Genomic DNA, 23,524 nt, shown 5'->3' on the forward strand with positions numbered 1-23,524 from the left:
CTCTCAGTTTTGATAGTAGCCGGGATCAGGGGATTTGAGGATGGTTGAATGCAACTTTCTCCAAGCGACAAAAGTTCTCTATCCTTATCCCGGCAAATACTTTTCTTGGACGGTTATGCAACTTTAATGTTGAGCAGCCGTTCAGGCTCGTTTACTTTCGCGCTCCTCAGCACTTTGTTCTGTATTAAACGTTTCTTCATTAACGATTCGGGGTGGCTCACCAACTCGACTGATTTTGAGAACATCGGTGAAGGTGCGGCAATAAGTGGGTAAGCCAAAGGTATCTGGACTCACTGGATTTAGATAAGTGAAATGCCGGTAGTTTACGCAGAAGCGATCCCAGGCAGCCATCTGAATGCGAAATATGGCAATTAACAGATCCGCAAGCCAAGGAGAAAGGGTGACGCGGAATGGAATTTTTGTATTGAGATAGGCACAAGCATCTTCAATCGCTTGATTAACAGTGACTCGCTCATTTCCCAAGACTAAATATCGCGGTTCATCGGGTTTAGGGGGATGGTGGATCAGGTGCAGGACAACCTGAGCGATGTCTTGACCATGAATGAAGTGGAAACTGGCATCTGCTTTGAAAAAGCGAATCAAATTAATCCATTTCACCACATCTGGCAAGCCGGCGGAAAGGTGAGAGTAGGGTTTGTTGCTATCTCCTCCTAAAACTAAGGTGGGAAATAGCGCTGTAATGCGCTTATTGATGGGCAAGCGAGACAACTGGCGTAGGCATTCATACTTGGAACGGATGTAGTCGGTTCCCAGTTCGTTGGCTTCTTTGAGTAATTCGTTATTACGATCTAAAACACTGGCGGTGGAAAAGTAGATAATTTGCTCGCAAACATCGGGATCGAGCAAGTTCATTAACCGAAGCGTTTTGCCAACATTGACATCAAATACTGCCTGAGAACCGCCCCAAGCGGTGGCGGCTAGAATGGCACAATCTATGGTTTTGAGCAGGTTGGCGTAGTGGTCAATGTCCAGCATATCCGCTTTGATCACGGTGACACCGGCACGGGTTTCGTAATTAATTTGAAGTTTTTCTGGGTTTCTGACGAGCAGATAAAGCTCGTGATTTGTCTGCTGAATCAGTGCTTCACTAATGTAGTGACCAATACAGCCACTCGCGCCAGTGACTAAAATCCGCTTGGGAGCCATAGAATCAATTAATAAAAAGCAATCACTAAAAAGGTTTTATTAAGCGAAAAGTGAAAAGTGGGAGTGGCTAGCCAATGATGGAGGAGTTTAACTCTTCACCTTTAACTAACCCCTAGTTCCTAGTTCCCTCTCTTCACTTTCTTCTACATCAATGCCTGATATCAGGCATGGACAGCCAGTAATTTGTCCGCCTGTTTAGCTGTTTCAAAGAAGAAGGCGGCGTTTTCTTCGGGAGTGCCTGGTAAGATGCCGTGACCAAGATTTAAAATATGGCCACGATTGCCGGCTTTGCGAATGGTGTCGAGAATGCGTTCGCGGATAAAGTCTTGGGAACCAAAGAGAACGCAGGGATCGATATTTCCTTGCACTCCAATATTGGAACCGAGACGCTGCCGCGCTTCTGCCATATCAACTGTCCAGTCTACGCTGACAATATCCACACCCGATTGTGCCATCCTCTCTAGTAAGCCGGCACTGCCATTAATGTAAAGGATCATTGGCGTATCGGGGTGAGTGGCTTTAACCTGTTGCACCACTCGTTGCTGGTAAGGCATGGCAAAGGTTTCGTAATCTTGGGGGCTAAGTTGGCCGGCCCAAGAGTCGAACATTTGCACAACTTGCGCCCCGCAGTCAATCTGGTAGCGGACGTAGGCGGCAATAGAATCGGCGATTTTTCCAAGCAATTGATGCAGCATTGCCGGCTCAGAAAAAGCCATGCTTTTAATGATCGTGTAGTCTTTTGATGACTTACCCTCGATCGCATAAGCTGCCAATGTCCACGGCGCACCCACAAAGCCGAGTACGGTTGCTTTGTCACCGACTTCTTGCCGCAATGTCTGCAAAATTTCCCGGATAAAAGGGAGAGATTCTGCCGGGTCGAGGGGGTGGACTTTCTCGATTTGCTCTAAGCTGCGGATGGGCGGATCAATGATCGGCCCTTTGCTTTCGATGATGTCGAAGGGAATGCCCATTCCCGGCAGGGGTGTGAGGATATCGGAAAACAGAATCACACCATCTGGCTGAAATGCCCGGAACGGTTGCATTGAAATTTCAATCGCTAGTTCGGGATTTTCGGAACGTTCCCGAAAAGAGGGGTACTTCTCCCGCAAATCGCGATAGACTTTCATATAGCGACCGGCTTGCCGCATCATCCACACGGGCGGACGGTCTAACACTTCTCCACGAGCGGCCCTTAGCAGATAGGGAATCTGGGTTGACCCAGTCATCTAAACTTCACCTTAATTTTTTCTTGAATGCCACTGTTCAGCTTACCATTCAAGAATTCCTCTTTTGAGTTTACATTTGTTCACAATTGGGCACAGGGCGCAGTTATGCCGGCACCCTGCCGCCGATGAGACTTTCAGCTAATTGCAAAAATAGCTCGGTGCCGGTAATTTGCTTTGCCGGTTGGTCAATGGTTACTGCATTTTGGTTGACTAACCCTTGCTGCCGTACCTCCTCTAATTGAGAACTGCACTAAGTAGATCGACTTAAAACTCAGATTTTTAACAGACTTTAATTAACTCAACAAAAATATACCTTCAGGGGGATTACCCCACTTATTTTAGGTGTATATTATATAAACTCCGGTAAATTGATGGATAAACCGGAGTATAAAAGCTCAAGCTTCCTAAATTCTTGGTAAATAGTTAGTCAACTATCGCTATTTCAAGAGTTTGCAAACAGTTAAAACTCTGGCTCTCGATGTTTAGGGTTTTAATAGATGCTGAAAAAACTTCATAAAAATATACCAAACAACAAACTTTGAAAGTTCAGGGTATTGTCTATGTTTGACCGCATCCCTTTTTCTATTAGCTCCCTTTCCAAAGCCTTATTAAATTCTCGGGCTTTGCTAGTATTCCCGCTCATTTTTAGCTATGGACTCACTGCTTGCAGTAGAGCTGAACAGAAGCTAAATCAAGTGAGTATTGATGGTGGAGCAGTAGGTTTTCCGATCCATCAATCAGTCGCTGAAGAATTTCAAAAATTTAAACCTGACGCTCAGGTTAGTGTGGCTTCAAGTGGTACTGGCGGGGGCGTGAGCAAGTTTTGTGCTGGAGAAATTGATATTGTTGGAGCTTCACGTTCTATTAAAGATGAAGAAATCGAAAGATGCAAAAAAAAGGGAATCGATTTTGTAGAGCTGCCTATTGCTTTAGACGGAATTGCGGTTATCGTTAATCGTCAGAATAATTTTGCAAAATGCTTGACTATTGAAGAACTTAACAAAATTTGGAACTCCAAATCAGATAGCAAAGTAACGAATTGGAATCAAGTTAATCCAAATTTTCCCGACCAGAAGCTAAAGCTTTATGCCCCCGCTTCTGATACTGGAACATTTGACTATTTCACACAAGCTGTCACCGGCAAAGCCAAAAATAGCCGCACAGACTACACTCCCAGTCACAATCAAAACGTCCTTGTGCAAGGAATTGGGGGAGATGGGAACGCTTTAGGATACGTTGGTATATCTTACTACATGGAAAACCAAGACAAGCTGAACTTGGTTGGAGTGGAAAGTCCAAAAGGAAACTGTGAAAAGCCAGTTCCTCTAGATAATGTTGTGAGAAATACTTATCTACCTTTATCTCGTCCCCTCTTTATCTATGTCAGCAAGGTGTCTCTAGATACCAAACCACAAGTTAGAGCGTTTGTTGAGTTTTATATTGAGAATTCTTGGAAATGGATCGAGCAAGTTGGTTATGTATCGCTTCCCGATGAGGCTTATCCCAAGCTCAAAGAAAAACTTGCCTCTGGTGAAACAGGTTCTAAATTCAAAGATGCAAAACCTGGTGAACCCATCGCAAATCTTCTTTAAGAGGAACAGTCAAGAAAAAAATTCCACTGTTGCCCCGCTTGTTTCAAAACAAGCATGAACTAGGTAAGCGTTGAGTAGAGTGTTCATTTTCAAATACCTTTTTAAACTTGATTGCGCTCTCAATCACGCACACAGACATCAATCGCGTCTTCTACTTACTATGCAAAATACGAATTTTAGTGATCAGTTCAATCGGGAATCGATAGGTTCCCTGGAAAAACATGCTTCTGATGATATTCAGGAAAAAATCATTGAAGCGCTTTTATTCGGTTGCGCCTTAATTTCGGTATTCACTACGTTTGGAATTGTTTTTATTATCTTTAGAGTGACCTTTGATTTTTTTAAAGAAGTTTCATTGGCTCAATTCTTTTTAGATACCAAGTGGACACCTTTATTTGCACAGAAGCATTTTGGAATTTGGCCTTTAATCAATGGAACGTTCCTGACTACAGCGATTGCCATGCTTGTTGCCATTCCTCTGGGTTTATGTTCCGCTATCTATTTAGCTGAATATGCTTCACCCAAGGCGGCAGCTATTTTACGCCCAGCAGTTGAACTGCTGGCGGGAGTTCCTACTGTTGTCTACGGCTACTTTGCGCTTTTATTCGTGACGCCGGTTCTGCGGCTGTTTCTTCCCTTAGAAATTTTTAACGCATTGAGCGCTGGGCTGATGATGGGAATTATGATTAGCCCTACAGTTGGCTCTATCAGCTTAGATGCCATACAATCGGTGCCTCGCTCTTTGCGGGAAGGAGCTTACGCCATCGGCGTAACTAAATTGGAAACTATCATCAAAGTTGTCCTTCCTGCTGCCCTTTCTGGAATTGCTGCTTCGATTATTCTGGGCATTTCTAGAGCTGTGGGTGAAACGATGACTGTCTTAATTGCCGCCGGACAAGAGCCACGAATAAGCCTTAATCCCTTTCAATCAGTAGAAACAATGACTGCTTATATGGCTCAAATTTCCGGGGGAGATAGCCCTCGTGGCAGTGCTAATTACAACACCTTATATGCTGTTGGAGCTGTTCTGTTTTTGCTGACTCTATTTTTAAATGTTGTCAGTCATTGGATTTCTAATCGCTACAAAGAAAAATACGACTAATAAAGATGGCAAGTTCTATTTCTCGTAACAACTCCCAAAGACCTTCTGAAGAGTTCAGTCCCAATGTAGAACAAAGAGAAAGGGTCGGCAAAATTTTTGAAATCATATTTTTGATAGGTTTATCTATCGGATTAGTGGTTCTTGCCGTCCTAGTTTTTGATGTCCTCAAAGATGGGTTAGGCCGGCTGTTAACGCCTGGATTTCTCACGGGAACTCCCTCTCGATTTGCGGATCAAGGTGGCATACGCCCTGCTATTTTTGGCAGCATTCTTCTAGGGGGATTAGTTATGTTAATTGCTGTACCTATCGGCGTAGGAGCAGCTTTGTATCTCGAAGAATATGCACCCAAAGCTTGGTGGACTGATGTAATTGAGATTAACGTTAGCAATTTAGCTGGAGTCCCTTCAATTGTCTATGGCCTGCTAGGGTTAGGCGTTTTCAATTATCTTTTGAATTTTGGGCCGGCTTTGCTTTCTGGAGCGTTCACGCTGTCTCTGCTGTCTTTACCAGTAATTATTGTGACCGCCAGAGAGGCAATTCGAGCGGTTCCCGATTCTTTACGGCAAGCTTCCTACGGTTTAGGCACAACGAAGTGGCAGACTGTGTGGAATCATGTTTTACCTTATGCCGTCCCAGGGATTTTGACAGGGGTAATTATTTCAGTTTCCCGCGCCATTGGCGATGCGGCTTCTCTAATTGTCGTTGGAGCTGTGAGTTTTCTCACTTTTAATCCTGGTTTGTTTCAGCGCTTTATGGCCTTGCCCATCCAAATTTACACCTATATTACTCGCCCAGAGCCTGGTTTTTCTAACGCAGCAGCGGCGTCAATCATTGTTCTACTGCTCTTGATTTTGGTTTTGAATGGCGGAGCAATTTACCTACGACAACGTTTCTCAAGATTTAAATGAACCTCTGAGTTCAAACTTTTTCTAAACCGAGACTAGAGAGTTTTTAAGTTTTTCAAAAAACTTAAATTTCACTTCTGTAACTTCACTGTAACCGACATTAGGAAATCCGCGATATGCCCTCCACTCACACTACTCAAAATAAGCCAACTAATTCAGTTTTTAAGGCTCAAGGTGTTCAAGTTTATTACGGGGATTTTTTGGCCTTACAGGCGGTCAACATGGAAATTCCTGAAAGACAAATTGTAGCTTTTATTGGCCCTTCAGGATGTGGTAAAAGCACCTTCTTGCGATGCTTCAATCGGATGAATGATTTAATACCTGGAGCCAGAGTAGAAGGCAAGATTAATTACCAGGGTAAAAACATTTATGATGACAAGATTAATCCGGTGAAAATCCGGCGTCAAGTTGGGATGGTATTTCAGAGACCAAATCCTTTTCCAAAGTCAATCTACGAAAACATTTCCTTTGGGCCGCGTGCTAATGGTTATAAGGGCAATATGGACGAACTGGTGGAGCAATCGCTCCGGCGAGCTGCACTTTGGGATGAGGTGAAGGACAAGTTGAAAGAAAAGGGTACAGCTTTATCTGGAGGACAGCAGCAGCGGCTTTGCATCGCCCGTGCAATCGCCATGAAGCCAGATGTGTTGTTGATGGATGAACCCTGTTCTGCGCTCGATCCAATTTCTACTCAGCAGGTTGAAGAACTGTGCCGAGAGCTAAAAGAACAATACACCATGATTATGGTGACTCACAATATGCAGCAAGCCTCACGGATATCAGACTTAACTGCATTTTTCAACACAGTAACTGATGATACCGGCAAGCGCCGGGGAAAATTAGTTGAGTTCAGTCCTACCGAGCAAATTTTCGCTTCTCCTAATACTAAAGAAGCTAAAGCCTACATCAGCGGTAAATTTGGTTAAGTCTTGCAAGACCTATGTTGGATTCCTCACCAACAGGTCTTAAAATCAACCAATTTCTTCAAATCTGGAGCCAAAATGAGCCAGTCAAGTAATTCAAACGATAAGAGTTCTGCTGCCACCGGCAGTATAAAACAAGCAGAATCTTCTAAAACTGAACAAGCGGCAGAAAAAGCGACGAGTGAATTTGCCGAGGAGATGGCACCTGAAAAAATTGTTGTAGACGAACCACCGCCTGAACCAGATTATCCTCGCTACCGGGTTTACCCCGGACAACCCATCAGCTTGGCTAATCTCGATCCAAATGCTACCGAACAGTACAAGAAAAAGAAGCACGTTGAAAAGCAACTCGAAACCCAGCGGCAGCGCTTGCAGAATTTACAAGAACGGTTATATGCCGAACACAAGCGCAGCTTGCTGATTGTCCTACAAGCGATGGACACCGGCGGCAAAGATGGCACCATCAAACACGTATTTGGCGGACTTAATCCGCAAGGTTGCCAAGTGTGGTCATTCAAAAAGCCTAGTGACGAGGAAGTAAATCACGACTTTTTGTGGCGCTACCACCAGCGGGCACCACAGCGCGGGATGATCTCAATCTTCAACCGCTCGCATTACGAAGACGTGCTGGTTGTACGAGTCAAGCAGTTGGTAGCCGAGAACGTTTGGCGAGAGCGCTATCACTTGATTAATGAGTTTGAGCATATGCTCACTCTTAACAATATTGCAGTCATCAAGTTTTTTCTTCATATTTCCAAAGATGAGCAAAAACGACGCTTAGAAAGCCGAATAAAAGATCCAGATAAGCATTGGAAGTTTTCAAGCAACGATTTGAAAGAGCGACAGTTCTGGGATCACTATGAAGCGGCTTTCCAGGACATGATTAATAATTGCTCGACTGCCTATGCCCCTTGGTACATAGTGCCGGCTAATAATAAGTGGTATCGCAATTTAGTCGTTGCTCGTGTGATTGCGGACACGTTAGAGGCGATGAATCCGCAGTATCCTCCAGCCGAAATAGGCTTACAAAATATTGTGGTTCCGGATTAAGAATGGCTAATTCTGGTTCTAAAAGTTTTGGGGTGAAGTTATGGAAATTCAAAATACAAAATTCAAAATTCAAAAAGCTTTGCAGACGATTAAGCACTCGTGCCTGCGATTAATAACAAGATGGTCAAACAAACGTTCTGTGTGGGGTTTTGTCTCCTTATTTTTGCTAGGAGCTAGCTTGAGCGTCGCTGTTGCTGCCTGCTCTGGAAGCAATGCAACCTCAGCACCCCAAAAGGATATAAAGCTATCCCTGGTTTCCTACTCAGTCACTCAAGCAGCTTACGAGCAAATCGTACCAAAATTTGTAGAAAAGTGGCAGAAAGAACATAACCAAAATGTCACAATCGAGCAGAGTTATGGGGGATCTGGTTCTCAATCTAATGCAGTGATTGATGGCTCCAAAGAAGCAGATATTGTACATCTCTCACTCGCTCTTGACACCCATAAAATACAGCAAGCCGGTTTAATTGAACCGGGTTGGGAAAGAAAATCTCCTAGAAGTGGCATTGTTACCCGTTCTGTCGTCGCGATTGTCACCCGTCCTGATAATCCTAAAGGCATTAACAGTTGGGAAGACTTGGCACAAGAGGGCCTGAGTATCATTACAGCTAACCCCAAAACATCGGGCATTGCTATTTGGAATTTCTTAGCTTTATGGGGTTCAGTAACCCAAAAAGGGGGTGACGAGGCTCAAGCATTAGAGTTTACGACCAACGTGTATAAAAACGTCCCCGTACTAGCCAACAATGCGCGTCAGGCTAGCGAACTATTTTTCAAGCAAGGTAAGGGAGACGTTTTACTCAACTACGAAGACGAGGTAATTTATGCGGAGCAAAACGGTCAAAAACTACCTTATGTAGTCCCCGATATTAACATTTCCATTGATAACCCTGTCGCCCTTGTAGACAAAAATGTTGACAAGCACGGCACCAGAAAAGTTGCACAAGCATTTATCGATTATCTTTACACAAGTGAAGCTCAACAAGAATTTGCGAAGTTAGGATATCGTCCCGTCAACCCCAGCGTGGTTGCAGAAGTGGCTCAAAACTATCCCCAACTTGAAACTCTCTTCACTGTACAAGATTTGGGTGGTTGGGATGATGTGCAAAATAAGTTCTTTGCCGAGGGGGCAATTTTTGACCAAATTCAGGTTGCCGGCAAGATCTGAGTAGCTTAAGTCGAGAGTTCGCTCTCGACTCATTCTAATTTTTAATATTTCCAAATAGCTAGTTGTCTCTAAATTTTAGAGTGAAATAATAAAAAATTATTAGAAACAACTAGCTACATTACAAAAAAAAGTTATAAAAATATTAAAAGTTATTTTTAGGATGGTTTTTTTAGTAAAATTAGCCATCATAAGCCAATAGATTGAATTGCTTATAAAGGCTTTCTAGCTTATTTAATTTTTACATTTAAAGTTAGAAATAAGGATGTAATCGATGCATTTACTGTTTAAATCCACCAAAGTAGATGCAGATAAGCCAAGGCGACTGAATCCGTCGCGGGTGCGGGAACATCAGGCAAACGAGCGCACTTACCTGGCATGGATGCGGACTGCAATTGCCCTGATGGGTTTTGGCGTCGTCATTGTGCGCCTTCGCACTTTCGATCCGCCCCCTGTGCCTGGTCCCGGCAATGGCTGGAAGTTGGGTTTAGTGTTTTCTTTAGTCGGTCTAATGACGGTGTTGCTCTCAACCGGCCACTATTTTGCCGTTCGCCGCGACATCGAGGAAGATACTTATGAGCCGGCAGACCGCTGGGTGATCCTGCTCAGTCTTGCTGTAATCCTTCTGGGAGCTGGGGTGATCTATTTTGCATTCGCAGCCCCTCTTAGCCCAATGAGTCCTGTTATACCTGAATAATGGGCGCTGTGGTCGAGTGCCAAACTATTTGTCCCGCATACATACTGTTATCCTCAGCATCTTCAGTAGAGATAGGAAAAAAGTAACAGTTCTAATATCCTTGAACATAACAGAACCTTACTCTTTTTGAACTTAGCAACTACTTAAAAAAACTCTCTTCGGGAGTATCTCGAATCCCAAAGAGAGTTTTTTGAAAGTCTTGTTAATCTAAACTGTCAGTCATTTGACAAGTAGAGAAGCAACTTGGCACTCAACAGCTAAACAAGTGTGGGTTTAGTCATCAATTGGTGCGTTAGGAAGCTTCGCATCAATATCAGCTTGTGACAAAGTTGGAATTGACCAGTTTCCCTCACCGGCTTTGAAAACTTTGGCCGGCTCAATATTGAACTCAACAGCGCCCGTGTCTGGATTCGTCTTAGCCACTAGCTGAGTTCCACTCACGACTTTGAGCGCTAGCGGTTCCGAAAGTTCTGGTTCGTCCACAGAAGTTAAACCAGCAACTTTGGCTCCACTTGGCAGGTAAACGCCATCACAGTTCCAATCATCATCTGTGATTTGACCATTTCCAAGGAAGTAAAGGCTGCTTTCCTGGGTGGCTTTCTTAGGTTTATGAGCGTAGACAGCCAAGGTTTTTCCTGTCTCATTGCTGCACTGCCCCCAATCGTTTGCTGTCTCCAAGATGTACTTTTGCAGTTTCAATCCGCCCAGTTGTCGCTCAATTTCCTCTGGAGCATACTCAGATTGATTCGGGTTGTCCTTTGCCTGCAAAAGGTTATCAATCGCTTGATTAACCTCAGCGTAGTCAGGAGTTTTGGTCAAGTTCGGGTTAGCCCAGGAAGGTTGGACAATCACCAGATTGACTAGAAGGACTAGGGCTACCAAAGCCATTTTGAAGAGTTTCATGATGTTTCTCCTTTTCACGATTACAACGTCTTTTTAGAAAAATATTGCCGCCCGACTCAATTTTCTTTTGCTTCCAGCAACAGCCCACTCATGGCATACAGTTTGACCAGTCCAGCCAAACACAAGCTACTAGCTGCCAACGCTATCGGAGTGAGCGAAGCACTGTCGAGGACAATAAACACACCTAAGCCAATCAAGACGAAGGGAACGAGATGGTTGCCGTAGCGGGTTAGCACATCGGCGACTGCTGGTTGAGAAGCCAACTTATAAGTTGCGTAGCACCAAACCCCAACCAGTGACAGAAAGACTCCAATGATCACCAGCAAACTTTCTAGGGCACTGTTGGCAAACAATGGCATATAGATACTGATATTGTCGCTACCATTGGCGATGGTAATAGATGCCACGCTAAAGGTGTGGGGAGATAGAAAACGAGCGAAGGGAAAAGATTTATCTAAATCTGTTTCCTCCTGCATCTCCTCTGGCGAATCACTGTCTGGATTTAACAAACTGTTCAGCCCAACAGCAATCGGTGCGAAACCCAGAAGTCCAATCCAATGGGATGGCAAGACCAAGCCTCCCAAGAAGCCGGCTAAGCTAGCAACGACTAGGGCGCTGAAACCTAGATACTGACCCATTACAATGTGTCGCCGGCGAAAGGTTGCATTCACCTGGGAGAACAACAGTGTCAGGATCGCTAGATCGTCAAGATTGGTGGCTGTGAAAGCTGTGATGCCGGTGGGGATTGCAGTGATAAATCCGCTCATTTCTATCTCTCCTTAATCAGGACGCTAGGGGGTTATTAGCTAGCATCGGGTTCTATCTGTAACTGGTGAGTCAACAACCGCGCTTGTTAGCGGGGAATCGCTCACGTTGGTTGTACTTGCCAAACTGGACTGGCCCTCGCAAGCATTTAGTTCGTAACGATAATTTCACTCTATGACTCCGGTTCCATAAAATCAAATATTCTTTCTTTTATAATTAATCACTTTATTTTATTGTTCGTCTGATCTCAAGGGTTAAAAGCAATAGCGTCTATATAGAAAGTTGAGCATATATAGATTTCAGGCGTTAATTGACGCTTCTTGCAGCGCTGCGAGTCTTGTTGCTTCTGGGTCAGTCGTTCAATCATTTTTATTTATCGTTATTAAAAATAAGAATATTTGATTTTATTGGTTGGAAGGCATTATTCTGAAATCAGTCGGGATTGAGAGCAAGAAATTAATCCAGATTTATTGCAGGCAACGCAGAGTCAAGAGGTGCAACATGAATTCAGAAAAATCAGTGTCAAACCGTGTTGAAGTCAAACAAATGAAAAGATCTACTCCTTCACAAAAAAAGCCATCAAAGATAGAACAGTTACCGCTAGAAAATGACAAAGCGACCCCAGGACAGCGCCTTGCCGATGCGCTTGCAGCTAAAGTGGGATCTTGGGGATTTCTGACCGTACAAACTAGCATCCTAGCTGGGTGGGTTGGGATGAACATGATGCCTGGAGTGCCTCACTGGGACGAACAACCGTTCATCCTGCTCAACTTGGTCTTTTCCTTTGCCTCAGCCTACACTGCGCCTATCGTCTTGATGAGTCAAAACCGGCAGTCTGATATAGAGCGCGAAAAAAATGAATATGACCACAAAGTGAATCGTCAAGCTGCAGAAAACGTTGAGCTGCTGCATGAAAAAATTGACTCCTTGCAAGCTCAACAGCTTAAAGAACTGACTCAAATTGTTAAACAGCAACAGCAGTCGCTCGATGAAATTAGGGCAAGTGTGGTGCCGGTGCTTAAGCAGCAGCAATCTCCCAATGAAATTAAAATGCTTGATAACCAGTTTCCTAATGGATATTCAATTTACCTTCCCTTCAAATTTAATGAATTAATTGATAACAACAGTCAAGATTTTAAATCGCTTATTCCTCCGCAAAAATAAGCTTCAACCCCAAGAATTTTACAGAACTTCTAGAACAGGTAAATGGCCCTTACCAGCGAACTGCTCACCTCGCAATTCGCCAGCTTTAAGAGTTTCGAGAAAATCGACTAATGGTAAGGGCATTCTACGCCCCATTCGCAGCAGGGTGTTGCGGCTCACAGTCAAATCTAATCATCGTGAGAGCGGATTTTTGCTGATGGCAGCAGAAAAGTTCGTTACATCCGAGAAATTATTTATAAAAAAAGAGAGCTGCGCTCCTTGGAGATTAGGACAGACGCAGACACACTGCCAGAAAATTATAGCTGCTATTTTATAACGCAAATTAAAGAAGGTTTTTCCAAAAACTTGGCTAATATTATAACTATAGATTTTAAACTATTATAAGCTGTAAACAAAACAAAAATAAGCAAGTAAAACAAATTTTATTTTAACAGAATATGCCAAAAATAAGCATGAGTGATGATTTTTTTGGCTATTTGTAGCAGCATAGTTTACGCAATCAAATTCTTTTAAAGCAAAGGAAGTAGTCGGCGGGAATCACGAGCGGTAAATGCAGGGTGTAATCAGGCTTATTAAGCTGCTTCTGCTTGACGACTCTCAGCTTTGGGGCGTTTCACTTAAGTCTGTTTAGGGGCAGATAGAGAAATTATAAAAAAATCATTGTATTTTCGGCCACTTCCCATCTAATGCTCCGTCTACTTTATCGGGGTCTCTAAACACGAAGCCTTAGTCTCACCCGTTAGGATTAACCAGGCGCGGGATGTCAGAGACTTGTGAAACAGGATTGAATATGTTAGAGACGATTGAAAGTCTTATGAAGGGGTTGGAGGCAAGCAAGATGAAAGGCGAAATTCTGGCAAGTGCGGCGCTACTTTTCACCATAAGCTTAGCAGGGCCGGTGAAAGCAGCAAATGCCGTAAACTTTAATGGAATGCTGGCGAGTCAGGACTGTCAAATGTGCAGCGTGAGCAGTCCGGGTTTGATCGCTCAAAGCAGCGATGACAGCCGAGTTTATGACGCGATTAACAGGATTTATAAAGATGTACTGGGTCGAGACGCTGATTACCGGGGACTGAGAACTTGGGCGAGAGAGTTAGAAAATGGTGCGACGCTTCAAGACATCCGCGAGGAGATCGCCCGCAGTGATGAAGCTGAGAACAGGATCGAAGATATTTATCGAGAAGTGTTGGGACGAAATGCTGATTCTCGCGGCACCAGAACTTGGGTTAATGCGCTTGCCGGTGGTGCGAGTCTGCGTGATGTTCGCGAAAGAGTTGCTGACAGCCGAGAAGCGGAGGATGCGATCAATCGCCTCTATCGAGAAGTGCTGGGTCGAGATGCTGATCGTAAGGGAATGAAAACTTGGAAACGCGAGTTAGGCGAGGGTGCGTCTCTGACCCAAATTCGTCGAGAAATTGGTAACAGTGCAGAAGCCCGCAAGCGTAGAAGACGCTAAATACCAACCCAGTTAAACTGACTTAGGACTTACGCATTTCAATTCTGAAAAGGATTGAGGGAAAGATGGGAAGAGGGGGAGAAACTTCTTTGACTTGTTTAACGGGTTGCGTGAGTCCTGATAGGGTCAGGTTTTATGCCGGCTGCTACTTTCATTCCCGCCTCAGTGAAGATATTTTATAAAGCGTTAATCGGGATGGGATTTTAATCAGCCGGCAGGGAGGTTCTTGATGGGTTAATTTTAATTTTTAACCTGTAACAATTCGACGAAAACGAGCTTGTACTCCCATATAAGTTCCATAGGCTATCAGACCAAGCGCCACGATCCCCAAAAGCAAAGGCCCATAAGGCTGTTGAGCTAGTGCATCTAGTGCGCCGCTCAATCCTCGTGCTTCTTGGGGGTTAGATTGACGTGCTGCTTGGATCAAAAAGATGCCGGTGATGCCTAAAACAACGCCTCGTGCAGCCAAACCGAATCTCCCCAAGCGTACTGCCCAAGTTTCCTGTGTGTTGCTCATCTGGCTTAATTTGAGATCCTTACGGAATTTGGCGCTATAAGCTTTATAGAAATGATAGAGACCCATACCAAGTATAAAGGCTCCCACGGTTCCCACTAGCCACTGACCAAACGGCTGTGCCATTAAACGTGCCGTCGAGTCTGCTGTGGAATTGCCACTACCGGCACTTCTTGAACCAAGGACGATTTTAACAGCGCTTAAGGCTAAGCCGGCATAAATCAGGCCGCTAACCGCAGATCCTGCACGCGATGCAAGTCCCTTCACGTCTGTACCTTTGTTCTCAGGATCTTTTAGTGCTTCCACAAAACGCCACAACGCATAGCTGAGCAGTCCAATAGCCACTAAACTTAGCAAAAATTTTCCAAACGGTTGCGTCACAATTGTCGTTAAAGCCCCTTGCGTATCTGTTGTTTTGCCACCTGTCCCTAGCGCTGCCTGTAGCGCTAGCACTCCAACAATTCCATACACAATTCCTTTAGCCGCATAACCAAGCCGCGCTAAGCGCTCAATCCATAAAGAAGCTTTTTGTCTCATAAAATTTAGATGAAATCACATCCTTGCTTTTATCGGCATCTCTTCCAAGTTTACATCTACCTAAGGGGATACCTTCAGCGTTTTGATAGAAAAAAGAATGAAAAGGAGGTGTCGTGAAGCCGGTGTAAAAGCTCAAACCTTGAGACAAAATAAGAACTCCCATTTAAGTACATCACTGTTTAACGGCAAATTGCGATATTCCTGGATAGAAACCACTGTTGACGTTCAGCTATAAGCAGAGTTAAAGCGATAAAAATTATTTAAGCTATCTTCTTTTGGCGAACCTGAAATTACATCTGCGCTAATTTTCGTGTATCTGCAATTTTAATTTCTAAAACCTAACTTTTATCATTAGTTCGAGAATTTACAAATTTTTAAATAATTTATAATGTTAAATCCTAGATTAGTGAACCTCGATAAAAACTGAATTAGCTATAAAAACTGAATTAGCTATTTTTTATAATTCGTATGCCCTAGGACTTGAGCATAAACTCGCTTTCAGTCGCCTCACCAAAATACTTCTAACGAACTCGAAAAAACTGGCTCATTTTCCAAAATTGATTGCCTATGCTTCTAGGGATATGACTTCAGACGTTCTAGAGACCCTCCAAGGCAATACTTAGGGAAGATGGTAACCGGCAATAAATTCTGTCACACTGTCTACAGCACTGGACAAATGACTCGTTTCCTGATGAGTCTGCCAGGGGAAAGTTATGTTAAAAGAATTTCGTGATTTTGCCTCTTTATTCGGACTGCTGTGCTTGCTATATTTCTGGCAACAGCCCTCAAATTTTGCCTTATTCACTTCGGTGGGCGCAAACGAGTGGGGTCAGTTTTACAGCAGCTTGCAACAAGTGCAAAAAAGATGAGTTTTTCTGAGGCTTTTTCAGGATTTGATTCCTCAGACAAACAGAAGAGTCCGACACAAAAATCGAGTTTTCCGAACAATAGTTTAAGGAAATCTTGAATAAGACTTTTCAAGAGGAATGGGCTAAGATGACGCTGCTGTGTGGGAAGCATATCGCCGGTTCTTCCACCCCAGTCCATGTTACTCAGTCTCTCACGCTCATACCCACTTTTAGACTTTGTAAGTCTAAAGCTCAAGAATGAAGCAGTTCTAAATTTTTTATCTCCCTAGGTGACTCACCCCTCAATAAAGGGTGACAGTCCTTGGGGGATGTTGCCCTCTTCCGCGAACCTCACAGTTCATGCGCTAATAAAAAAGGCTATCTGTGTATTGTTTACCTGCAAAACCTCTTTGAGGTTAGAGGGGTTCGTCTCAGGGTGCATCTTATCGATTCTTGATTGACTCTTTTCCATCAATAGCTAGCATCGGCATTGATGCTCAGTTGCTCGAATGATGGTTTAAACCTTAGTAATTGATAAGCCCTCCAGACTCTCGCTGGGGGGCTTTGCATGAGAATGAAGTTGCGATTAAAATTTTCTAATTATCGGTTAAGGTGATAACAAAGAGTCATCACGAGGCTCGATTACCCAATACCAGTTCATGGCAGGTGTAAAAATGCAGCCCACATCAAAAATCTTGTCGGGTTTGATGGGTGTATGTGTGGGCGATGCCTTGGGGGTGCCGGTGGAATTTACCAGCCGTGCCGAAAGGGTTAAGATGCCGGTGACAGAAATGACCGGCTATGGTACTTATAACCAACCAGCCGGCACTTGGTCAGATGATAGTTCCCTGACATTTTGCTTAGCAGAGTCTCTGTGTGCCGGCTTTTCTTTAGAAGCAATTGCCAAGTCTTTCTGCCGATGGTACAACGAAGCGTACTGGACGCCTTACGGAGAAGTTTTTGACGTTGGCAACACCACCAGACAAGCAATTACAAACTTACAACGGGGTGTCCCACCTCTCGATGCCGGTGGCACGAGCGAATCGAGTAATGGGAATGGCTCGCTGATGCGAATTCTTCCTCTATCATTCTATTCTGGATATCTCAACTTTTCAGAATTAATTGAGCGAGTCCATCAAGTTTCTCGAATTACGCACGGGCATCGCCGCTCGCAAATTGCCTGCGGAATTTATACCAGCATCGCGATGGGTCTGTTGCAAGGATTAGAACCCAAAACAGCTTATCTCCAAGGCATCGAAAATATGAAAAATTTTTATACCAAACCTTCGGATGTCCGACAAATCAATTCTCATTTTCAACGAATTTTTGGTGGCACTATAGACAACTTATCTGTTGATAAAATTCAATCGTCAGGATATGTTGTTCATACATTGGAAGCGGCTTTGTGGTGCTTTTTAAATACTTCTTCTTATGCGGAATCTGTTTTAAAAGCCGTGAATTTGGGCGAAGATACTGATACCACCGCAGCCGTCACCGGCGGTCTTGCCGGCATCTACTACGGCTTAGAAAATATCCCAAAAGAATGGGTCGCTCAAATAGCTAGAAAAGATGATATCGTTGCCTTAGCAACTCGCCTGGAAGCAGCCATTAACAGCTCTAGCAACAAGTAACTGTAGCAGCTCAACCCTTTAGACCCAGTAGTCAGAGCAGTTATTGCCCCTCTTGCAAAAGCCCAGAACTATCAATTCCCTTAACTCATCTGTGTATGCCGATGCCGGCGGCAGGCTGCGCTTAACGGCACGCTGCGCTCTCATCTGTAGTCAAATAAAAAATAATTATTCAAAAGTTAAATAGCTATATTCATATATAATTAATCACGCATAGCGAGAATGCCAACCCCAACACACATCCAAAAAATCGCCCAAAAGGATGTTGTGAGGAAAGATCACCCCGATCCCCATCAGTGGTAATCTGAAAAATGGCAATTGTAACGCTCCGTAAAAATTTCCGACCGTATCTGAAATAGCTAAACACAAAAAGGCGCGAGCATGGTCACCACCGCAGAAAAGACAAACATAGGCTACATTACTCAAATCATCGGACCCGTTGTAGACGTTAAATTCCCCAACGGCAAGATGCCCCAAATCTACAACGCGCTGATCGTCACCGGCAAAAACGCAGCCGGCAATGAAGTTTCCGTCACCTGTGAAGTGCAACAATTGCTGGGCGACAACCAGGTGCGTGCCGTTTCCATGAAAACCACCGACGGCTTGGTGCGGGGCATGGAAGCAATGGACACCGGCGCACCCATCAGCGTACCCGTAGGTGCCGGCACCCTAGGTCGAATTTTTAACGTCATCGGCGAACCCATCGACAATCAAGGGCCGGTCAACACCGAAGCGACCTCTCCCATTCACCGTGACGCCCCAGCATTCACCGAGTTAGAAACCAAGCCCTCCGTTTTTGAAACCGGCATCAAGGTTGTAGACTTGTTGGCTCCCTACCGACGCGGCGGCAAAATCGGTCTGTTTGGCGGTGCCGGTGTTGGCAAAACCGTAATTATCCAAGAACTGATTAACAACATCGCCAAAGCACACGGCGGTGTATCCGTATTTGGCGGCGTGGGCGAACGCACTCGCGAAGGCAACGACCTTTACAACGAATTTAAAGAATCTGGCGTTATTAACGAAAAAAACCTCGGTGAATCCAAGGTTGCCCTCGTCTATGGCCAGATGAACGAGCCACCCGGAGCACGGATGCGCGTTGGTCTGTCTGCTTTGACAATGGCCGAATACTTCCGCGATGTTAACAAGCAAGACGTGCTGCTGTTCATCGACAACATCTTCCGCTTCGTGCAAGCCGGTTCTGAAGTGTCCGCACTCTTAGGCCGGATGCCTTCCGCCGTGGGATATCAGCCCACTCTGGGGACGGAAATGGGCCAATTGCAAGAGCGCATCACCTCCACCACCGAAGGTTCCATTACCTCCATTCAAGCCGTTTACGTGCCGGCAGATGACTTGACCGACCCCGCGCCGGCAACCACCTTCGCTCACTTAGACGCCACCACCGTGTTGTCTCGTGCGCTAGCATCCAAAGGAATCTACCCAGCCGTTGACCCCTTAGATTCCACCTCCACCATGTTGCAACCCAGCGTTGTGGGTGACGATCACTACAACACAGCGCGTGCGGTGCAATCAACCCTGCAACGTTATAAGGAACTTCAAGATATCATCGCCATCTTGGGCTTAGATGAATTGTCTGAAGACGACCGGCTCACGGTTGCTCGCGCTCGGAAGATTGAGCGGTTCTTGTCTCAACCCTTCTTCGTGGCAGAAATCTTCACTGGCGCTCCTGGCAAATATGTCAAGCTCGCAGACACCATCAAAGGATTCAAGATGATTCTGTCTGGCGAACTCGATGCACTACCCGAACAAGCGTTTTACTTGGTCGGCGACATCAACGAAGCGATGGCCAAGGCCGAAAAAATGAAAGCCGAAGGCAAGTAATCACAAGGCGAGGATGTGGGAATTCTCCACGTCCATAGCTTGCTGACGCGAAGCGGTGGGATGGCTGCACCAACTGAAGGTACGGGCATTGGTAAATATTCCCATGCCCCATCCCCTGTGTTCCATTCGCAACTGACAACTGACAACTGACAACTAACCTATGACATTAACAGTTCGCGTAATTGCGCCCGGTACAACGGTTTGGGATGCCACCGCTCAAGAAGTCATTCTGCCAAGCACCACCGGCCAACTCGGTATTTTATCGGGACACGCTCCCCTATTGACGGCTCTCGATACCGGCGTGATGCGAGTCCGTCCCGATAAAGAGTGGGTGGCAATTGCCTTGATGGGTGGCTTTGCAGAAGTTGAAAACGACGAAGTCACCATTCTGGTTAATGGCGCACAGCGGGGCGAATCTATCGATCTTGAAGAAGCGCGTACAGCTTATAACCAAGCCCAAACCCGCGCCAATCAATCCCAGAGTGGCAACCGGCAAGAGCAAATTCAAGCCACGCAAGCACTCAAACGCGCTCGCGCCCGCTTTCAGGCTGCCGGCGGCATGGTGCAAGCCTAACGAAACTAAAAACAGAGGATAGAGGCATAATCACCCCTCTTCTCTCTGTTATTAGGCTCTTAGCCCTAGTCCCTATTTCCTAAACTCCCGCTTCTGATAGCAAAGGCTCCATCGTTTCCCAAGATAGCCCCTGCTGGATGTATTGGGGGTTATTTGGGTTGTAGGGACTTGCTAGCCGGTCAATCGTGAGAATTGTTGCTTGATCTGGCAACACCGGCACCTCTGGATCAAAAGCTGTAGGGCGCATCAGTGAACTAGAAAAGCCCTTAAAAATCGCAATTTGATCCGCTTCCCCCTCTATTTCAGCCGTCACGATCAGAACTTCCTGCGGTCGCTTGGCTGTATATTTTTCCAAACGCTGCTCAATAGAATTGTTCATTTCCACTGTTAATTGCTAACTGTTCAATAACTATTGGCAATTATCAAGCAACCAAGGACAAGGGATAAATCAGTGACCCGTCGCAGATCGCCCCTGCAATTTTAGCTTGACCAGCACAAAGTAGCTCAGAGACACCACGTAAATCAACAAACCCACAACACCCAGAAAGCCTAAAAACTGGACTGTCGTATTCGCGTGGAAATACTGTTTAAACAGCAACGGTGGATCGATCCAAACTTGACAAAACCGGCTACTCAGTGCAGTTTTGTCTACCGCACAACGTAGGAAAGGAATTTGGAATAGCGCACCCAAAGCACTATAAACCGTAATCGCCCATCGCCAAGATGTAAAAGCCAACTTCAAAGGTGACGGGGATTGATCGTCAATTTCTTCATTAATATCCACCCAAAACCACAAAGATATGGGGATCAAGACGCGAGCAATCACCGTGGCGACAAAGCTAAGAGGGATCGACGCAATCATTAAGTAAAGCGTAATCGCTAGCAAGCTAGCCACCCGCCAGTAAATAATTAGCAACCGCACAATCGCCTCAGATTTTTGGACAAATGCCCAAAGTAGCAAAATCAAGGGAATAGCAATTGTAAATACAACCGCCAGCCGGTAATCTATCCAAACTAACGATTTAAACCAAGGTTCAGCAGGCATAGTTATTCAAAAAACAATCACAGAGGAATCTCTTGCCGATTCCCAGGCTAGCATTTTATTTTCACAATATCTCCTAGCACAAAAAACAAGCAACTGGAATCTTTTATGCAGTATTCCAGTTGCTTGCCAGTTATCGGCTTTTCCGGAGTATTCGCCTAAAGCATTAACCGGCTTTATTCGTCATAGATCCGGCATTCAGCCGCATCCGGGTTGTCATCGCAGTATTTCTCAAGGGAATTCTTTGGCTTACTTTGACGTTGATGGGAGGCTTCAGCTTGCAGTTCTTCAACGGCATCCCATGCAGCCGCACACTCACCGGAGGTTGCGCCATTAGTATCACAGGCGGCGCGAGCCTGTTCGCGCTCTTGTTCAATTTGTTTCTCGATGTTGCTCATAGATTTTGTGGTTTCAACAACGTTCTGTTAGTACCGGCAGAATTTCAAGATTTACTGCTCTTGAAATATCACTCAGGTGTTGCTCCAGCAGACGTTGAAACGCTGAAATGCTAGCAAGCTAGAAAGCTGATTTTACAATCGTTCTAACCTACGCTGGCCGCTCGCCTTGCGGCTACAACTTTCAAACGTTCAAACGCTCTTCTAGATAGGCGCTCACTCATTATTGACACATGAATACAGCAGCCAGACTGTATCGTTCTGTATTTTTTAAGGTTTTGCCGTCAACCGAGCCTCGAAGTAAGTTTACACCTGAGTGCTGTCTCTATTAAATATGTTAACTCATGTTAAGAACGGATTTTCCCACTTCTTTACCCAGGCACGCTTGTCTGGCACTCTATCTTCCTGAGCCGCTGTAGCCTACCATAGTCTGTGAGTCGCAAATACTTGCAGGCTAAACTAAAGCAGAGGTATAGCAGCCATCCTTCTCACACTGGCGCTCCTCTTCGGTGTGGTTCAACCCATTTAATCCTTGGAAGCCCCCGAATTCAACCTTACCATTTTGCGTTAGATTTACAAAGGATGAAAAGTGAATGCAAATCCTACAGCTATTAACTAGCCTAGGTAACAGACCATTGAACTCCAGTCCCAACTCTAAATTCTAAACTTTAAAATGGTATAACCCTACGCTGTGAGAATTTCTCCGAGGGTAGAACCGATGGCAGACCAGATGAAGTGGACAAACGCCTTATCAACCCGTTCTTCGTTGGAAGCGGCAGTCAAAGAAGTTGTAGAACAAGCGCAACAGTCGTTGGACGCACCGGCAGATTTAGGGCTGGTATTTATTTCATCGGCCTTTGCCAGTGAGTATTCCCGGCTAATGCCCTTATTGCAAGAGTATTTATCAGTGCCGGCCTTAATTGGCTGTGGTGGCGGCGGCATCATCGGCATGAACCGGCAAAACACGACCCAAGAAATCGAAGGAGAACCCGCCCTGAGTCTGACTCTAGCGCATTTACCTGGAGTGACCGTCAGGGCCTTTCATATCGCTAGCGAAGACTTGCCCGACTTAGATAGCGCCCCAAACACCTGGGTCAATCTTATCGGCGTTGAGCCGGCAGATCAGCCTCAATTCATCCTCCTGTCAGATCCCTTCACATCTGGCATTAACGACCTGATCGAAGGACTCGATTATGCCTACCCCGGTGCCTCCAAAATTGGGGGTTTGGCTAGCGGCAGTGGCATGGGTGCCGGCATCGGATTGTTCTCTGACTACCAGCTGCACCGAGATGGCACCGTTGGCCTCGCCCTCAGCGGCAATATCATCATGGAAACCATCGTGGCCCAAGGATGCCGGCCCATTGGCCAAACTTACCGCGTCAGTGCCGGTGAACGGAATGTTGTGCTAGGACTTGAAGAGCAAGCCATTGGGTGCGGCAAATCTCGAACCCCCTTAGAAGTGCTGCGAGAATTGATTCAAAGCCTTAGCGAAGAAGACCGACAACTCGCTCAAAACTCCCTATTTGTTGGCGTAGCGCGGGATGAATTCAAACAAGAACTGGATCGCGGCGACTTCTTAATCCGGACTTTGCTAGGAGTTGAACCCAAAGCCGGTGCCATCGCCATTGGCGATCGCGTCAGACCCGGACAGCGCATTCAATTCCACCTGCGCGACGCCCGTACCTCAGCCGAAGACCTGGAAATGCTCCTAGAACGCTATCAGAGACAGGCTTCCTCAACAGGTCTTCCTGCCGGCGTCGGCGCTTTAATGTTCTCCTGTGTAGGGCGTGGAGAAGGGCTTTACGGCAAAGCCAATTTTGACTCCCAACTGTTTAGCCAGTATCTCAACAACATCCCACTCAGCGGCTTTTTCTGCAACGGTGAAATAGGACCCGTCTGCGGCAGCACCTTCTTGCACGGCTATACCTCAGTCTTTGGGATTTGCCGGCAAGCGTGAGAAAGGATAAAAAGTAAATAGTCAACCATCTAAGGAGGAATTTCCCATTTCCCTTTCCCTGTCCAAGCGCTCCAA

General features: G+C 45.4%; 22 protein-coding genes. 13 read left to right on the forward strand and 9 right to left on the reverse strand.

The genetic code is table 11. The features are described 5' to 3' along the window. Positions 1–141: 141 nt before the first annotated feature. On the reverse strand, positions 142–1,167 hold the full coding sequence (locus H6F73_RS22795; protein ID WP_190761061.1) for an NAD(P)-dependent oxidoreductase: 1,026 nt from the start codon (positions 1,165–1,167) through the stop codon (positions 142–144). Positions 1,168–1,328: 161 nt separating this feature from the next. Next, positions 1,329–2,393 (reverse strand): uroporphyrinogen decarboxylase, encoded by a 1,065-nt coding sequence (hemE, locus tag H6F73_RS22800; RefSeq protein WP_190761062.1) that lies wholly within the window; start codon positions 2,391–2,393, stop codon positions 1,329–1,331. 560 nt (positions 2,394–2,953) lie between these two features. Here hemE and H6F73_RS22805 point away from each other — a divergent pair. The 7 genes from H6F73_RS22805 (at position 2,954) to H6F73_RS22835 (ending at position 9,827) form a co-directional block, all read left to right on the forward strand. Next, complete coding sequence (locus H6F73_RS22805) at positions 2,954–3,985, forward strand: PstS family phosphate ABC transporter substrate-binding protein (RefSeq protein WP_190761063.1); 1,032 nt, start codon at positions 2,954–2,956, stop codon at positions 3,983–3,985. 160 nt (positions 3,986–4,145) lie between these two features. Further along, positions 4,146–5,087, forward strand: a complete 942-nt coding sequence (gene pstC, locus H6F73_RS22810) for a phosphate ABC transporter permease subunit PstC (RefSeq protein WP_190761064.1) — start codon at positions 4,146–4,148, stop codon at positions 5,085–5,087. Between the two features lie 5 nt (positions 5,088–5,092). Further along, positions 5,093–5,995, forward strand: a complete 903-nt coding sequence (gene pstA, locus H6F73_RS22815) for a phosphate ABC transporter permease PstA (protein ID WP_190761065.1) — start codon at positions 5,093–5,095, stop codon at positions 5,993–5,995. 113 nt (positions 5,996–6,108) lie between these two features. Then, positions 6,109–6,918 (forward strand): phosphate ABC transporter ATP-binding protein PstB, encoded by an 810-nt coding sequence (gene pstB, locus H6F73_RS22820; protein WP_190761066.1) that lies wholly within the window; start codon positions 6,109–6,111, stop codon positions 6,916–6,918. Positions 6,919–6,993: 75 nt separating this feature from the next. After that, positions 6,994–7,965: a polyphosphate kinase 2 family protein gene (locus tag H6F73_RS22825; protein ID WP_190761067.1), complete on the forward strand. Its 972-nt coding sequence runs from the start codon at positions 6,994–6,996 to the stop codon at positions 7,963–7,965. Positions 7,966–8,005: 40 nt separating this feature from the next. Next, on the forward strand, positions 8,006–9,133 hold the full coding sequence (locus H6F73_RS22830; protein WP_190761068.1) for a sulfate ABC transporter substrate-binding protein: 1,128 nt from the start codon (positions 8,006–8,008) through the stop codon (positions 9,131–9,133). Positions 9,134–9,404: 271 nt separating this feature from the next. Further along, positions 9,405–9,827 (forward strand): DUF202 domain-containing protein, encoded by a 423-nt coding sequence (locus H6F73_RS22835; RefSeq protein ID WP_190761069.1) that lies wholly within the window; start codon positions 9,405–9,407, stop codon positions 9,825–9,827. 273 nt (positions 9,828–10,100) lie between these two features. Here H6F73_RS22835 and H6F73_RS22840 read toward each other — a convergent pair whose 3' ends face one another. Continuing rightward, positions 10,101–10,730 carry a hypothetical protein gene (locus H6F73_RS22840; RefSeq protein WP_147682505.1) on the reverse strand — a complete coding sequence of 210 codons (630 nt, stop codon included), beginning with the start codon at positions 10,728–10,730 and terminating at the stop codon, positions 10,101–10,103. Between the two features lie 56 nt (positions 10,731–10,786). Beyond that, entirely contained in the window at positions 10,787–11,497 is a 711-nt protein-coding gene (locus tag H6F73_RS22845; RefSeq protein ID WP_190761070.1) for a cadmium resistance transporter, read from the reverse strand. A 544-nt stretch (positions 11,498–12,041) separates the two neighbouring features. On the opposite strand from H6F73_RS22845, the gene H6F73_RS22850 reads away from it, so the two are divergent. Beyond that, positions 12,042–12,659 carry a DUF1003 domain-containing protein gene (locus tag H6F73_RS22850; RefSeq protein ID WP_242072615.1) on the forward strand — a complete coding sequence of 206 codons (618 nt, stop codon included), beginning with the start codon at positions 12,042–12,044 and terminating at the stop codon, positions 12,657–12,659. A 790-nt stretch (positions 12,660–13,449) separates the two neighbouring features. After that, positions 13,450–14,115: a DUF4214 domain-containing protein gene (locus tag H6F73_RS22855; RefSeq protein WP_206754761.1), complete on the forward strand. Its 666-nt coding sequence runs from the start codon at positions 13,450–13,452 to the stop codon at positions 14,113–14,115. A 247-nt stretch (positions 14,116–14,362) separates the two neighbouring features. On the opposite strand, the gene H6F73_RS22860 is transcribed toward H6F73_RS22855, so the two are convergent. Further along, positions 14,363–15,166, reverse strand: coding sequence for a DUF1206 domain-containing protein (locus H6F73_RS22860; protein WP_190761073.1), 804 nt, complete (start codon positions 15,164–15,166; stop codon positions 14,363–14,365). 1,522 nt (positions 15,167–16,688) lie between these two features. Here H6F73_RS22860 and H6F73_RS22865 point away from each other — a divergent pair. Both H6F73_RS22865 and atpD read left to right on the forward strand, forming a co-directional pair. Beyond that, a complete protein-coding gene (locus H6F73_RS22865; protein ID WP_190761074.1) occupies positions 16,689–17,645 on the forward strand; it encodes an ADP-ribosylglycohydrolase family protein in 957 nt (318 codons plus the stop codon). Positions 17,646–18,023: 378 nt separating this feature from the next. Next, a complete protein-coding gene (atpD, locus tag H6F73_RS22870; RefSeq protein ID WP_190761075.1) occupies positions 18,024–19,481 on the forward strand; it encodes a F0F1 ATP synthase subunit beta in 1,458 nt (485 codons plus the stop codon). Here the strand turns inward: atpD and H6F73_RS27120 are convergent, their stop codons facing one another. Then, complete coding sequence (locus H6F73_RS27120) at positions 19,482–19,607, reverse strand: hypothetical protein (RefSeq protein ID WP_277882643.1); 126 nt, start codon at positions 19,605–19,607, stop codon at positions 19,482–19,484. A 34-nt stretch (positions 19,608–19,641) separates the two neighbouring features. Between H6F73_RS27120 and atpC the strand changes: the two genes are divergently transcribed. Then, positions 19,642–20,055 carry an ATP synthase F1 subunit epsilon gene (gene atpC / locus H6F73_RS22875; protein WP_190761076.1) on the forward strand — a complete coding sequence of 138 codons (414 nt, stop codon included), beginning with the start codon at positions 19,642–19,644 and terminating at the stop codon, positions 20,053–20,055. A 79-nt stretch (positions 20,056–20,134) separates the two neighbouring features. Here atpC and H6F73_RS22880 read toward each other — a convergent pair whose 3' ends face one another. From H6F73_RS22880 to H6F73_RS22890, 3 genes are all read right to left on the reverse strand, one after another. Further along, entirely contained in the window at positions 20,135–20,434 is a 300-nt protein-coding gene (locus H6F73_RS22880) for a hypothetical protein (protein WP_190761077.1), read from the reverse strand. A 69-nt stretch (positions 20,435–20,503) separates the two neighbouring features. Beyond that, complete coding sequence (locus H6F73_RS22885; RefSeq protein WP_190761078.1) at positions 20,504–21,100, reverse strand: DUF3177 family protein; 597 nt, start codon at positions 21,098–21,100, stop codon at positions 20,504–20,506. A gap of 173 nt (positions 21,101–21,273) precedes the next feature. Then, positions 21,274–21,495: a Calvin cycle protein CP12 gene (locus H6F73_RS22890; protein WP_190761079.1), complete on the reverse strand. Its 222-nt coding sequence runs from the start codon at positions 21,493–21,495 to the stop codon at positions 21,274–21,276. Between the two features lie 727 nt (positions 21,496–22,222). Here H6F73_RS22890 and H6F73_RS22895 point away from each other — a divergent pair. After that, positions 22,223–23,449, forward strand: coding sequence for an FIST C-terminal domain-containing protein (locus tag H6F73_RS22895; protein ID WP_347239609.1), 1,227 nt, complete (start codon positions 22,223–22,225; stop codon positions 23,447–23,449). Positions 23,450–23,524: the final 75 nt, after the last annotated feature.

The organism is Microcoleus sp. FACHB-68, from assembly GCF_014695715.1.
In the GTDB taxonomy this organism is placed as follows: Bacteria; Cyanobacteriota; Cyanobacteriia; order Cyanobacteriales; family Oscillatoriaceae; genus FACHB-68.